This is a genomic window from Azospirillum oryzae (assembly GCF_900177515.1).
Lineage (GTDB): Bacteria > Pseudomonadota > Alphaproteobacteria > Azospirillales > Azospirillaceae > Azospirillum > Azospirillum oryzae_A.
Genome location: NZ_FXAK01000005.1, coordinates 132,501 through 146,193 on the forward strand (window position 1 = coordinate 132,501; position 13,693 = coordinate 146,193).

Genomic DNA, 13,693 nt, shown 5'->3' on the forward strand with positions numbered 1-13,693 from the left:
GGTCACCGTGTGGTGATACTGGTCGATCGCCTTCACATGCGAGATGTCGTCCTTCAGCCGTTCGGTGTCGAAGGTCTGGACGACCAGCCCGGCATGGGGCTTCAGGCCCGAGGGGATGTCGCCGTTTGAGAAGTTGAAGCTGGTCTTGCTGGCGCCGCTGGAGTTCGCCTTCAGCACATGCCAGCCGCTGATCGCGGCATGATCCGGATCGAAATCGCCGGTCTGTGCCGCATGCTGGCGGACGCCGCCGATGCTGACGTCCAGGCCGTTGGCGGAGGAGAGCTTGGCGGAATAAAGCCCCTTGCCCTCGTAGGTGAAGCCGGTCACCCGCTCCCCACCGCTCAGCACCGGCGTCTCGCTCTTGTAGGCGAGGAAGCTGTGGCCGTCGTCGTGGGAGTCGAGAGTCAACGTCTTGTTCAGGCGATAGGTGCCGCCACGAACATAGGTGGTGTCGATGTCGCTCGCCCGCATTGCGTCCCGCGCCTTCTCGAGGCTGGCGAAGGGACCGTCGGTGCCGGCGGCGTTGGGAGCGGCGAGCCGCCCGGACCAGCTGTCATTGCCCTTGGTGGACACGAAAAATGCGGTCTGGTCGGTGGTCGTCATAAGTCATTCCTCCGTTCTGATGGAGGCATAAGTCAATTTTTTAGTTAAAAATTTATTTACAGCTTAATTACCTCTGAAGTACAGGTTCGGACTGCAAGTTCGGTATCTTGTATCATGATACCGTATCCAGGATTGGTAGAGTTGTTGTCCCATTTTGTTTGCGAAACCGGAATATGAACCACGATTTCGAATTCCAGCGGTCGACTCGCGCATTGCGGGTAGGATCGGATGCAAACGCGGTTCCGGCATTTGCGGTAATGTTACAGGTCATCGCCGCACTGGCCATTTTCTGGAATTTTATGATAAGCTTGCCACCGCCGGGGTCTTGTTCTTGGTCATATAGCGGTGCCGCGCCCAGTTCAGCGTCAGGGCCGCCCTCCCCCGGCTACAGGACGTGAAAGGGACCTGTCTTGAGCGAAGAGTTGAAGAACGTCACCGCGACGAACGTCACCGCTACGGTAAAGTGGTTCAAGCCGGAAAAGGGTTTTGGGTTCGTCCGCCTCGCCGATGGCTCCGGAGAGGCTTTCTTGCACGCTTCGGTCCTGGCCGCCGCCTCCCTGCCCAACCCGGTCGAGGGCACGACGGTCGTCTGCGATCTGGCCCAGGGCGCCAAGGGACCTCAGGTCGTCGCCATTCACTCCGCCACGCCGCCGGAAACCCCGCCGGCCCCGCGTGCCCGCAACCAGCGCCCGCCGCGCGCCACCGCTTCGGCCGCCCAGCCGATGGGCCAGCCCCCCGGCATGGGGGCGCAGCCCGACGATAACGGCGAGGGCTTTGCCCGTCCGCCGAAGCCGCCGCGCGAACGGCGCGAGCGTCAGGCCGAGCCGGCCGGCCCGGCCACGATGGCCTATGGCACGGTGCGCTGGTACAATCTGGACAGCCAGTCCGGCCTGATCGAGCCGTGGGAAGATGGCGCGACCGTCTATTTCGACCGTGCGACCCTGCGCCAGTCCGGTCTGGACATCGTCGCCGACGGCGAGGACGTCCGCTATCTGGCCGTCGGGTCGGAGGATGCGCCGGTCGCCCAGCGGGTCGAGCTGATCTGATGAAGCCATTGCCGAAAGCCGCGCGGAGGCCTTCGTCGGCCAGCCGCGCGGCTTTCGCCGTGCGCAGAGTCAGAATCGCGTCGAGAGCGTGAAGAAGGCGCGCGGGGCGCGGTCCTGCGTGCTGAACGGCGTGGTGATGAAGGGCTTGGCCAGTTCCACGCCGGCGTCGATGCGCCGGAACACGCCGAAGCGCAGGCCGACGCCGGCCGAGGCGAGGGACCGGCGGCCATGGCGCGTGCCGCCCTCGTAGTTGTAGACCGCACCATAATCGCCGAAGCCGTAGGCGACCGCGTAATCCAACCCCTCCTCCTGGATCGGCAGGATGTACTGCAGTTCGGCCCGGCCGGCGAATCCGCTGTCGCCGGTGATCTCCGACGGGTCGAAGGCACGGCCATACTGCTTGCCGCCGAGGCCGTATTCCTCCGACGACAGCAACTGGTCGGGGCTGTATTGCGCCTCACCGGACAGGGCGAGGACCAGCGATTCTGTCAGCGGCTGGTTGCGCTGGGCCGAGACCAGCAGCTTGCGGAAATCGCTGCGCCCGCCGCTGCGGGTCAGGTTGGCGCTGCCGGATTCCGTGGCGTTCAGGATATCCAGCCCCTTGGACAGTTCGGCCGTCAGCAGGTTCGACCCGCCCCAGCCGTCGGCGAAGTCGTAAGCGACGTTGGCGGCGACGATGCGCAGCCGGTCCTGCGACAGCTTGTCGCCTAGCGCGTCGGTGCGGCTGTCGCGGACGATGAAGCTGAGGCCGGCGCGCAGCGTCTCCGTCCGGCTGCGGATGAAGGGATGCGCCACCGCGATGCGGCCGGAGGTGGTCAGGCTGTAGAGGTCGAGCGGCCGGACGCTGTCGCCGGGCTGCGACCAGGACCGGCGGACGCCATACTCCACCGTCGTGCCTTCGGCATCGATTGGCACCAGCTGTCCGACATCGAAAAAGCGCAGTTCGCGGATCTGCGGGGTGACGATGCCCTGGGCGGTGGTGCGCTCGAACAGGCCGAGCTGATCCTCGACGCTGGCGACGCCGGTCACCTGGAACGGACCGATCGAGCGGGTGCCGCGGTTGTCGAGCGACAGGAAGCCGTTGAAGGGCGTGCGCTCCAGCGCCAGCGTCAGACGCGAGGCGCCGGGGGTGTCCGGCGACGCCTCCAGAACCGTCTTGACCGCGACGCCGGGCAAGTCGTCGGCCAGCAGGACGTAACGCTCCATGTCCGCCATGCGCAACGGGCGGGAGGCCTTGATCTTCTCCCCCATCCGCCGCAGCAGGCCGAGCCGGTCGGTCGCCTCACCCTGGACCACCACCTCGTCGACATAGCCCTCCACCACCTGCAGGCGGACGACGCCGTCACGGATGCGCTGGGCCGGCACCACCGCCTGGGACAGCACATAGCCGTCGTTGCGGTAGCGCGCGGTGATGGCGTCTCGGATGGCGTAGAGGTCGGTCAGGGTGATCGGCTTGCCCAGTTTGTCGCGCCACAGGGCGGACAGGCTGTCGCTGTCATAGACGCTGTTGCCGTCGATGCGGATTTCACTCAGCGTCAGGGTGATGCGCTCGGCATCGCGGGGAGGCGGCGCCTTTTCCGGCGCCGGCATCTCGATCTCCGGCTTGGATTGCGGCACGGCCGGCCGTTCGAAACGCTGTTCCAGCCGGTTGGGGTCGAGCGAGGGCGGCAAAACCGGTGACAAAGCCGGCGGCACCGACTGGGCCAGCGCCGGCAGCGGGGCCGCGACTCCGGCCAGCAGCAGGGCGGACAGGCGGGCGAGCCGATGCAGGCGTCGGGGCATGGAAGTGGGCATGGCGGTTCGCGACACGGCTTTTCGTCGTCCGGCTATTTGTCGGTGAGGGCGGTGACGCCGGCCCAGTCCGGCTCGGGTGCCAGGCCGACGCGCTTTTCCGCCTTGTGCAGCATCGCCAGGGCGGCGCCGTCGGCGGCGACCAGGGCGCGGAAGCCGGCGGCGGCGGCCTCGAACCGGCCGGCGCGCCAGTGGTCGAGGGCGGTCGCATAGGCGGCACGCTGGGCGCGCTCTTCCGGATCGGCGCGGCGGGCGTCGGACAGCGGTTCGAACACCTCGACCGGTTCGCTGCGGCCGACGACCTGCACGATGTCGAGCGCGCGGAAGGCATCCGGGTCGCCATGGTGGCGCATGGTCTCGCCGCTGACCATCAGGACGGTGTTGTAGTATTTGTTGGCACCTTCCAGCCGCGAGGCCAGATTCACCGTGTCGCCCATCACCGTATAGTTGAAGCGGCGCGGCGAGCCGATGTTGCCGATCAGCGCCGGGCCGGTGGCAATGCCGATGCGGTTGGAACCGCGCCCGCTGGCCGTCGCCAGCAGGGTCGGGTCGTCCGCCATTGCCTGACGCATCGCCAGAGCCGCCGCCACCGCGGCGCGGGCGTGATTGTCGATGGCATAGGGGGCGCCGAACACCGCCAGCACGGCGTCGCCGATGTATTTGTCGACGAAGCCGCCATGCGCCTCGATGATGTCGGTCATCACCGTGAAATAGCGGTTCAGCACGGCGACCAGGGCTTCCGGCTCCATCCCCTCCGACATCTTGGTGAAGCCGGCGATGTCGCAGAACAGGATCGACAGGTCGCGCTCCTCGCCGCCCAGGCTGGGCGACTGGCCCGACGCGATCATGTCGTCGATCAGCGATCCCGGCAGATAGAGCTTGAAGGCGTTGCGGATGTGCCTCTGGTCGCGATCCAGCACGGCGAAGCGCAGACCCAGCGCCAGTGGAAAGACCAGCAGCGCCGCCAGCGCCGCCTGCAGATAGGGCAGCACCAGCCCGCCCTGGAAGGCCTCCACCGCCACGCCGCTCCACCCCGCCAGCAGCAGGAGCAGACCGGCCGCGGCCACCGCCGGCCGGGTCGCCAGCGTCACCAGCGCGGCCAACCCGGCCAGCAGCAGGACCAGGGCCGCGGCGGCCGGCCGGCCGGCCTCCGCCAGCGCGTCATGCGCGATCAGGTTGGAGATGGCGGCGGCGTGGATGTAGACGCCGGGGATGCTGTCGCGGGTGCGGCCGGCGACATACAGCTCGCTCATCACCGGCAGGGCGCAGCGTTCGGGAAGATTCATTCCCTCCGGCTTGGTGACCCAGCGGTTGGAGGAGAGCTTGCGGTCCTCCACGTCCAGCACGGTGCCGACCATCACCGCCTTGCCCTTGAAGTGGCTGGCGAAAAAATCGGTCTTGCCGGCCTCGGCGCAGGCATACAGGTCGGCCAGCGAATAGGTCGGGATGGCGCCGGGCGCGGTGACGTGGTTGACCAGCAGCCGGTTGCCCTCCCCGCCCGGAATCCGGTAGCCGGCGAGCGTGGCGGAGCCGTCGGCCCCCCGCTCCAGCGGCGCCTTCAGCGCGCGGGACGCCACCTCCACCGCCATGCCCGGCTCGGCCTTCGGCTTGCCGTCGGGACCGGCCACGGTCAGTGTCAGCGGCACGCGGCGCAGCACGCCGTCGGCATCCTCGACCAGATTGACCGAGCGGACATTGTTGACGCCGGCGGCGATCATATAACCGCGGTAGGGCATCAGCGGATCGCTCTGATGCTGCACCTTGGCCAGCACCAGCCGCCCCTCCTTGCCGCCGCGGCGCAGGGTCAGCAGGTAGTCGCGCTCGAATCCGGGGATCAGCGTCTCGACCGAGGTCGGGTGGACGAGGTCGAGGCCGATGGCCGCCGCCCCGCCGTCCAGCATGGCGCCGAGCACGGTGCCCAGCCGCGGCCCCCACAGCGCCTGCGGCGTGCCGGCGAAGGGTGGGCGGCGATAGGTCTCCTCGTCGATGCCGACCACCACCACCGGCGATGGATCGGGCGCCGGCCGGGAGCCATGCAGCCGCTCCCGCAGCCAATAGAGGCTGTCGATCGACGGCCCCTGCAGCGAGGACGAGGCGACCAGCACCAGAAGCGATGCCACGACCGGCGCCACCGCGCCGAGCAGGACCAGCCGGACGCGCCGGGGCAGCCTCATCCTCGTCAACGGTCGTGCCCGCCGCTCAGAAGCGGATCAGGCGGCCGAGCGCCGGACCGCCGCCGGCCGCGGCCTTCTCGTCGATCTTCACGATGTAGGACTTCTGCCCGGCGGAAACCTTGTAGAGGCCGCCCGGCTCCAGCCCGCTGCCCTTCTTGGCGGTGTCCAGCGTGGTGCCGGGGACATTGACGGTGGTCAGCGCGATGCCCTGCACGTCCAGCCGGTCGATGGTGACGGGGCCGGGGGCCGACAGGATCAGCACCGGATGGGTCTTGAACAGGGTCAGGTCCGGCTTCGGCAGCGGCGCCTTCATGCCCGGCAGGGCAATGGGCGCGCTGCGGAAGACGGTCACCCCCGCCTTGCCCGCCTCGTTGGAGGCCAGCAGCAGCTTGCCGCCGTCGCAGGGCAGCGTGTGGCGGTCGATGCTGCCGCCCTCGACCGCCGACTCGCGGGCGCCGACCGTCACCGAGCCGCCGGTGATCGTCTCGTTCACGCAGGATTCCAGATAGCTCAGCGTCAGCGTCTGGCCGGCCTTCAGCGCCAAGGTGCGGCCGGCCGCCAGGTAATCCATCGGCTGCACGCCGTCGACGCCGTCGGACACATCCTCAACCAATGCGGTGGGAGATCCTGCGGCCGGCGCCGGATCGGCGGCGAGCGCCAGCGGCGAGGCGGCCAGCAGAAGCAGGGATCCCGCGGCGATGGAACGGAGGGGCATCTGGAACGCGACGGACATGAAAAACGGCCTCCCGGTCAGTGCAGGGGGACGTACCCCATGCGGACGGTTTCAATACGGCTGCGTACCCTTTAGCGAAGTTACCGAGTTACTTCAAATCCAATACGTCGCCGGCCGGCAAGGTCACGGGCGGCCCGCCAGTAAAGCCGGGGCGCTCCGCCGACACAGGATTGTCAAGGAAGTGAAATAAACCCGCCACACCGACGTCATGACCACAGGCTAATATACACGTCCCGCGCGTGGCGGCCCTGCGGGCTGCGGCGGACGGACCGGACATCATTGGAGCGTCGCGACCGAACATGGGCACCGAACACATCGTCCGCTCCTTCGCGCAGGAATTGCAACGTCTGTCCAACCTCGTCACCCAGATGGGCGGCGTGGCGGAGGCGCAGGTGGAGGCCGCGGTGAAGGCGGTGACCCGCCGCGACGTCGGGCTTGCTTCGCAGGTGATGCAGGCGGACGCCCGGCTCGACGCCTACGAACGCGACATCGACGCGGAGGCGGTGCGGCTGCTGGCCCTGCGCCAGCCGATGGCGCAGGACCTGCGCGAGATCGTCTCCGCCCTGAAGGTCTCCGCCGACCTGGAGCGGATCGGCGACTATGCCGCCAACATCGCCAAGCGGTCGCTGGCGCTGGCCCAGGTGCCCGTGGTGCGGCCGGCCGCCGGCATCCCGCGCATGGGCCGGCTGGTCGAGGCGATCCTGAAGGAGGTGCTCGACGCCTACATCGAGCGCGACGTCGACAAGGCCATCGCCGCCTGGGAACGCGACGAGGAGCTGGACGACCTCTACACCAGCCTGTTCCGCGAGGTCCTGACCTATATGATGGAGGATCCGCGCAACATCACGCCCTGCACGCATCTGCTGTTCATGGCGAAGAACCTGGAGCGCATCGGCGACCATGCCACCAACATCGCCGAGATCATACATTTCCTGGTGGTCGGCTCGCCGCTGACCGTGCTGCGCCCGAAGAACGACGGCAGCAGCTTCGCCGTGGTGTCGCCGCTTGCGACCGACACCGACCTGCCGCTCCCTCCCGACGAGGACGCCGGCCCGGCCGATGCCGGCTGAGTCCTGATGGCGATAATAGCCCTCTCCCGGGGCTCTCAGCGGATCTACGATCCGCCTGACGCCGTCAGCACAAACGAAGTTTGTGCGAGAGGCGGGAGAGGGAGACACCGGCAATCCCCCGCTTTTCTCCCCATCCCCCTGCGACGGATCCGCCCGCGCAGGGGAGATACCGTCCCCTTGCGGGGCTTTTCCGTTTGCATGCGGCGCGGGTGTCGGGTATTAGCCCGCCCCGTGTGCCCGACATTCGCCGCGGCATCCCTGTCCCTGCCTGCAACGAGACACGCTGGTCATGCCCGCCGACGCACTGAGCTCCGCCCTGCTTCCCGCCGGACTGCACGACGTGCTGCCGTCCGAAGCGGCGCATGAGGCGGCGGCCGTCGAACGCCTGCTGGCGGAATTCGCCGCGCAGGGCTATCGCCGCGTCGATCCGCCCCTGGTGGAGTTCGAGGAGAACCTGCTCTCCGGCCCCGGCGCCGCGATGGCCAAGCAGACCTTCCGGCTGATGGACCCGCATTCGCAGCGGATGATGGCGGTCCGCGCCGACATCACCCCGCAGATCGCCCGCATCGCCACCACCCGCCTGAAGAATGAGGCCCGGCCGTTGCGCCTGTGCTACGCCGGGCAGGTGCTGCGGGTGAAGGGATCGCAGTTGCGCCCCGAACGCCAGTTCACCCAGGTCGGCGTCGAGCTGATCGGCGCCCTGGAGGCGGAGGCGGATGCCGAGGTGGTTCTGCTGGCCGTCCAGGCGCTGGGCGCCATCGGCGTGCCGCACCTGTCGGTCGACCTCTGCGTGCCGACCATGGTCTCGCGCATCTGCGCCGGCCTCGGCCTGGGCGAGGAGGAAATCCGCCAGCTGCGCGCCGCGCTGGACCGCAAGGACTCCGCCGCGGTCGCGGCCGTCGGCGGCCCGGCGGCAAAGCTGCTCGAAACGCTGATGGACGCGTCGGGTCCCGCCGACCGCGCCATGCAGGCGCTGGCTGCCCTGCCGCTGCCGGAAGGCGCCGAGAAGGACCGTCGCCGGCTGACCGACACGCTGGCCCTGCTGCGCGCGGCGATGCCCGACCTGACGGTGACCATCGATCTGGTGGAACATCGCGGCTTCGAATACCAGACCGGCCTCAGCTTCACCCTATTCTCCCGCGCGGCGGGGGAACTGGGCCAGGGCGGTCGCTACCGCGCCGGCGCCCAGGGCGAAGCCAAGGGCGATGGCCGCGGGGAGCCGGCGACCGGCTTCACGCTCTACATGGACACGCTTCTGCGCGCGGTTCCGGCGGCCAAAGCCCCCGGCCGGGTGTATGTGCCGCATGGCAGCGGTTGGGAGACGGCGCGCAGGCTGCGGGCCGACGGATGGGTGACGGTCGCTGGGCTTGCTCCGGTGGCCGATACGGCCGCGGAAGCCAGACGGCTCCAGTGCGGCCATTGGCTGGCCGGCGGGGACGTCAAGCCGGTCGGGTGACCCTGGGTTCAAGGGACTTGAGTTCAAGCGAGTTGAGTTCAGGGTGAACGGACCCCCACGCCGCGCGGATGGTGCCCTGCGGTGGATCGGGTGGTCGAGCGGTTCCTTTTGAAGTTTTGCGGAGACGAGAGATGGCCAACGTTGCGGTGGTCGGCGCCCAGTGGGGCGACGAGGGCAAGGGCAAGATCGTCGACTGGCTGTCCAGCCGGGCCGATGTGGTGGTGCGCTTCCAGGGCGGTCACAACGCCGGCCACACGCTGGTGATCAACGGCGTCGAATACAAGCTGAGCCTGCTGCCGTCCGGCGTGGTGCGCCAGAGCAAGCTGTCGGTCATCGGCAACGGCGTCGTCTTCGACCCGTGGGCCTTCATCCGCGAAGTCAACGCGATCAAGGAAAAGGGCGTTTCCGTCACCCCGGAAAACCTGATCGTCGCCGAGAACGTGCCGCTGATCCTGCCGGTGCACAGCGCGCTGGACAAGGCGCGGGAAGAGGCCAAGGGCGCCGGCAAGATCGGCACCACCGGCCGCGGCATCGGCCCGGCCTATGAGGACAAGGTCGCCCGCCGCGCCATCCGCCTGTGCGACCTGACCGACGACGCCGTGCTGGTGGAGAAGGTCGACGCCCTGCTCGCCCACCACAACGCGCTGTTCCGCGCGCTGGGCGCGCCGGAGATGACCCCGGCCGACATCCTGGATCCCCTGCGCGAGATCGCGCCGCAGGTCCTGCCCTACGCCGCCGTGGTCTGGAAGCAGCTGGACGAGCTGCGCCGCGCCGGCAAGCGCATCCTGTTCGAAGGCGCCCAGGGCACGATGCTGGACATCGACCACGGCACCTATCCCTACGTCACCTCCTCCAACACGGTGGCCGGCAACGCGGCCGCCGGCAGCGGCATGGGCCCGCGCGCCGTCGGCTATGTGCTGGGCATCTGCAAGGCCTACACCACCCGCGTCGGCTCCGGCCCCTTCCCGACCGAGCTGCTGGACGACATCGGCGAACTGATCGGCCAGAAGGGCAAGGAGTTCGGCGTGGTCACCGGCCGCAAGCGCCGCTGCGGCTGGTTCGACGCCGTCATGGTCCGCCAGGCGGTCAAGACCGGCGGCATCGACGGCATCGCCCTGACCAAGCTGGACGTGCTGGACGGCTTCGACGAGATCAAGGTCTGCGTCGGCTACAAGCTGGACGGCAAGGAGATCGACTATTACCCGTCGAACGCCGGTTCCCAGGCCCGCGTCGAGCCGATCTACGAGACCTTCGAAGGCTGGAAGGACACCACCCGCGGCGCCCGTTCCTGGGCCGAGCTGCCGGCCCAGGCCGTCAAGTATGTCCGACACATCGAGGAGCTGATCCAGGCCCCGGTCGCCCTGCTGTCGACCAGCCCGGAACGCGACGACACCATCCTGATGACGGACCCCTTCGCCGACTGACACGGCGGGGTTCTGCCAAGCAAAAAGGGCCGGCGCTTCGCCGGCCCTTTTTCGTTTCTGCGACCTCAAACCGATCGCGTCAGCCCGCCATCGACCCGGAGGTTCTGGCCGGTGATGTAGCCGGCGCCCGGCGAGGCCAGGAAGGCCACCGTCGCCGCGATCTCGTCGCTGCTGCCATAGCGCTGCATCGGCACGCTCTGGCGCCGTTCCTCCGTCGCGGGCAGGCTGTCGATCCAGCCCGGCAGGACGTTGTTCATCCGCACATTGTCCGCCGCATACTGGTCGGCGAAGATCTTGGTGTAGGCGGCCAGCCCAGCCCGCGCGACGGCGGAGGTCGGGAACATCGCGCTCGGCTCGAACGCCCAGGCGGTGGAGATGTTGACGATGGAGCCGCCCTTCTGCGCCACCATGATCGGCGCCACCAGCCGGACCGCCCGCACGACGTTGAGGAAATAGACCTCGATCCCGCGGTGCCAGTCCTCGTCGCTGATCTCCAGCAGGGCCCCGCGCGGTCCATGGCCGGCGCTGTTGACCAGGGCGTCGATGCGGCCCCAACGCTGCATGGCGGCATCGACCAGCCGCTTCAGGTCGTCGTTGGACTGGTTCGACCCGGTGACCCCGATGCCGCCCAACTCCGCGGCAAGCGCCTCGCCCTTGCCGGAGGAGGACAGGATCGCGACCTTGAACCCGTCGGCCGCCAGCCGGCGCGCCGAGGCCGCCCCCATGCCGCTGCCCCCGGCCGTGACGACGGCCACCTTCTCTTCAGACATGCCGATCCCTCCCAAACCAATGGTTCGGCCAACCATAAGGGGGGCCGCCTGCCGCCTCAAATGCGATTTTAGCGGAGCGGAAGGCAGGGTCGGGAGACGGTCAGATGTCGAAGTTGGCGGCGATGCTGCCGGTGGACTGGCGGTGGCGCAGGGCGTCGGCCAGCGTCCGGTTGTCCAGCACGGAGGCGGTGGCGTCGCGGACCTGCAGCATCAGCCAGCGGACCGAGCAGGTCTCCGTATCGATGCAGTCCTCGCATGGCTTGAAGGAGCCCTTGCTGGCGCAGGGAAGCGGGGCGAGATGTCCGTCGATCAGGCGAATCACCTCGCCGAAGGTGATCTGGGCGGCCGGGCGGGCCAACCGGTAGCCGCCGCTCTTGCCGCGCTTGGCGAACAGGATGCCTTCCTTGCGCAGCTCGACCAGGATCGCTTCCAGGAATTTGCGCGGGATGTTTTCCCTCTCGGCGATGTCGGCGATCAGGATCAGGTCGCCGGTGTCCTTCTCCGCCAGCATGATGAGGGCACGCAACGCATATTTGGCTTTCTGCGACAGCATTCCGGCGGAATCCGTTTTATTGCGGCGACGGCGGTTGGTCCGCCCCGATCTAAAGCTTCGGAGGTTAACATTTCGTACCGGCGCGGTATTCCACCCAAAGGCGTGTTCCCGCCGGACGCCCGGACCTTAGCCAGTTTCTCCGACCAATGCGACCGGCTTTGCGCGAATGGTTTGCGGCATCCGCTGCTGGCGCGCTAAGGTCCCTCTGCCCATAGGGTCATTTAGCCATTTTTCCCGCAGAGCCGAAGGTCAGGACATGCAGTACGCCATCGTTCCGGTCACCCCGTTCCAGCAGAACTGCACGGTGCTCTGGTGCCCCGAGACGATGAAGGGCGCCGCCATCGATCCCGGCGGTGACCTGGACCGCATCCTGGCCGCGGTGAAGGCGAAGGGCGTGACCCTGGAGAAGGTGCTGGTCACCCACGGCCACATCGACCATGCCGGCGCGGTCGCCGATCTGGCCGACAAGCTGTCTCTGCCGATCGAGGGGCCGCACCGCGACGACCAGTTCTGGATCGACGGCATGCCGATGCAGAGCCAGATGTTCGGCTTCCCTCCCGTCCGCTCCTTCACGCCCGACCGCTGGCTGGAGGAGGGCGACACGGTGACCGTCGGTAATCAGACGCTGGAGGTCCGCCACTGCCCCGGCCACACCCCCGGCCATGTCGTGTTCGTCCACCGGCCGTCGAAGCTGGCCATCGTCGGCGACGTTCTGTTCCAGGGCTCGATCGGCCGCACCGACTTCCCCAAGGGCAACTACGGCGATCTGATCGCCTCGATCCGCGACAAGCTGCTCCCCTACGGCGACGACATCGCCTTCATCCCCGGCCACGGCCCGATGTCGAATTTCGGGGAAGAGCGGCTTTACAATCCGTTCTTGAACGACTGAACGCCACGCGCCCTCAATCCACCCTCTCAATCCACTGCCGGCTCGTCGCCCAGCAGCAGGTCGATGCGGCGGCGTAGGCTGATCAGTTCGCGGCGCTGCATGTCGTCGACATAGGCGCGGTGCTCGCGCGGGTCGCCCAGCCGGGCGGTCGCGCGGCGCAGCGCGTCGAGGAAGCGGCCGACCGCCGACATGGTGCGCAGCGACGGTTCCTTGGCGGCGTCCTTGCGGCTGCGGGCGGCCTGGACGGTGCCGTCGCCGGCCTTCACCTGCTCCCACAGCGCCATCTGCTCGTCCAGATCCTTGATCCAGGCGATCTCGATCAGGGTGGAGCGGGATACGTCATGATGGGCGGCGGCATATTCCTGCTTGATCGTCTCCGGCAGGCTGTTCAGCCGCAGGGTGTGGCTGACGTTGCTCTGGCTCTTGCCGATGATGCGGCCGAGCTGTTCCTGGGTGTAGCCGAAACGGTCGATCAGGCGGGACAGCGCCTCCGCCAGTTCCAGCGCGTCCAGATCGACGCGCTGCACATTCTCCACCAGCGTCAGCTCGTCCGGATTGCCGGAGGTGACCAGCGCGTAGATGGTCGCCAGCCCCAGCATCTCGTGCGCCCGCAGCCGCCGTTCGCCGGCGACCAGCCGATGGCCGCCCACGACCTCCTGCACCAGGATCGGCTGCTTCAGCCCGTAATGCGCAATCGAGTCGGCCAGACTCTGCATCTCCTGCGGGTCGAAATGGCGGCGCGGCATGCCCGGATTGCGCATCACCCGTGCGACGTCGAGTTCCAACAGCCGGGGCGGCTTGCCCGTATCGTCGAACAGATCCGAATGATCGGGTGCGAGCGTCGGCATGTCCTGTTTCGGTCCCCTGGTCCCCTGTCCGTCCGGCGTCCTTCCGGTTCCGCAACGGTGCCCGGCGGTCACGGCCCTGTCAACGGTGCAGTGGAAGAAAAGGAGAACATTGCCACTGCGGTTCGCCGGAGCGGGCATTGACCGATCCTCTCCTACCCTTTCGCCTAGCCCATAGGGTGAATGTCCAATCGAAATACTGGGTGAAAAGGAATCGTCACGGCGTCGTCACCGTTTTGTTAAACGATCATTCAAAATCCATTCAGCTGGCGCAATGAAACGTAACTCAGTAGAAAGGGTTTAAGCAGAGCCGAGGAATTGATCCGGCGTCTGTTGGGA

The 13,693-nt window shown here is 67.8% G+C and carries 12 protein-coding genes (1 of these 12 running past the window's edge); 5 read left to right on the forward strand and 7 right to left on the reverse strand.

Translation table 11 applies throughout. The features are described 5' to 3' along the window. Window positions 1-603: the beginning of a right-handed parallel beta-helix repeat-containing protein gene (locus B9N97_RS09235; protein WP_085085607.1), read on the reverse strand. The gene continues 1,278 nt to the left of window position 1, outside the view; only the first 603 of its 1,881 coding nucleotides appear in the window; its start codon is at window positions 601-603; its stop codon lies off the left edge, out of view. A 410-nt stretch (window positions 604-1,013) separates the two neighbouring features. On the opposite strand from B9N97_RS09235, the gene B9N97_RS09240 reads away from it, so the two are divergent. Further along, the gene (locus B9N97_RS09240) at window positions 1,014-1,649 is read left to right on the forward strand and encodes a cold-shock protein (protein WP_244560632.1); all 636 of its coding nucleotides are present in this window, start codon (window positions 1,014-1,016) and stop codon (window positions 1,647-1,649) included. 69 nt (window positions 1,650-1,718) lie between these two features. On the opposite strand, the gene B9N97_RS09245 is transcribed toward B9N97_RS09240, so the two are convergent. From B9N97_RS09245 to B9N97_RS09255, 3 genes are read right to left on the reverse strand one after another with little or no spacing between them, the layout of a single operon-like run. Continuing rightward, window positions 1,719-3,443: a ShlB/FhaC/HecB family hemolysin secretion/activation protein gene (locus B9N97_RS09245; RefSeq protein WP_085085609.1), complete on the reverse strand. Its 1,725-nt coding sequence runs from the start codon at window positions 3,441-3,443 to the stop codon at window positions 1,719-1,721. A gap of 32 nt (window positions 3,444-3,475) precedes the next feature. Then, window positions 3,476-5,614 carry an adenylate/guanylate cyclase domain-containing protein gene (locus tag B9N97_RS09250; protein ID WP_085085611.1) on the reverse strand — a complete coding sequence of 713 codons (2,139 nt, stop codon included), beginning with the start codon at window positions 5,612-5,614 and terminating at the stop codon, window positions 3,476-3,478. A gap of 25 nt (window positions 5,615-5,639) precedes the next feature. Further along, the gene (locus tag B9N97_RS09255) at window positions 5,640-6,347 is read right to left on the reverse strand and encodes a hypothetical protein (RefSeq protein ID WP_085085613.1); all 708 of its coding nucleotides are present in this window, start codon (window positions 6,345-6,347) and stop codon (window positions 5,640-5,642) included. Between the two features lie 299 nt (window positions 6,348-6,646). On the opposite strand from B9N97_RS09255, the gene phoU reads away from it, so the two are divergent. The 3 genes from phoU (at window position 6,647) to B9N97_RS09275 (ending at window position 10,297) form a co-directional block, all read left to right on the forward strand. Then, on the forward strand, window positions 6,647-7,417 hold the full coding sequence (gene phoU / locus B9N97_RS09260) for a phosphate signaling complex protein PhoU (protein ID WP_085085615.1): 771 nt from the start codon (window positions 6,647-6,649) through the stop codon (window positions 7,415-7,417). A 289-nt stretch (window positions 7,418-7,706) separates the two neighbouring features. After that, complete coding sequence (locus B9N97_RS09270; RefSeq protein ID WP_085085619.1) at window positions 7,707-8,873, forward strand: ATP phosphoribosyltransferase regulatory subunit; 1,167 nt, start codon at window positions 7,707-7,709, stop codon at window positions 8,871-8,873. A 131-nt stretch (window positions 8,874-9,004) separates the two neighbouring features. Next, complete coding sequence (locus B9N97_RS09275) at window positions 9,005-10,297, forward strand: adenylosuccinate synthase (RefSeq protein WP_085085621.1); 1,293 nt, start codon at window positions 9,005-9,007, stop codon at window positions 10,295-10,297. Window positions 10,298-10,362: 65 nt separating this feature from the next. Here B9N97_RS09275 and B9N97_RS09280 read toward each other — a convergent pair whose 3' ends face one another. Then, window positions 10,363-11,067 (reverse strand): SDR family oxidoreductase, encoded by a 705-nt coding sequence (locus B9N97_RS09280; RefSeq protein WP_085085623.1) that lies wholly within the window; start codon window positions 11,065-11,067, stop codon window positions 10,363-10,365. Between the two features lie 100 nt (window positions 11,068-11,167). Further along, window positions 11,168-11,620 carry an RrF2 family transcriptional regulator gene (locus B9N97_RS09285; protein WP_085085625.1) on the reverse strand — a complete coding sequence of 151 codons (453 nt, stop codon included), beginning with the start codon at window positions 11,618-11,620 and terminating at the stop codon, window positions 11,168-11,170. A gap of 256 nt (window positions 11,621-11,876) precedes the next feature. On the opposite strand from B9N97_RS09285, the gene B9N97_RS09290 reads away from it, so the two are divergent. Next, complete coding sequence (locus B9N97_RS09290) at window positions 11,877-12,509, forward strand: MBL fold metallo-hydrolase (protein ID WP_085085627.1); 633 nt, start codon at window positions 11,877-11,879, stop codon at window positions 12,507-12,509. A 26-nt stretch (window positions 12,510-12,535) separates the two neighbouring features. Here the strand turns inward: B9N97_RS09290 and B9N97_RS09295 are convergent, their stop codons facing one another. Beyond that, entirely contained in the window at window positions 12,536-13,357 is an 822-nt protein-coding gene (locus B9N97_RS09295) for a ParB/RepB/Spo0J family partition protein (RefSeq protein ID WP_085085629.1), read from the reverse strand. Window positions 13,358-13,693: the final 336 nt, after the last annotated feature.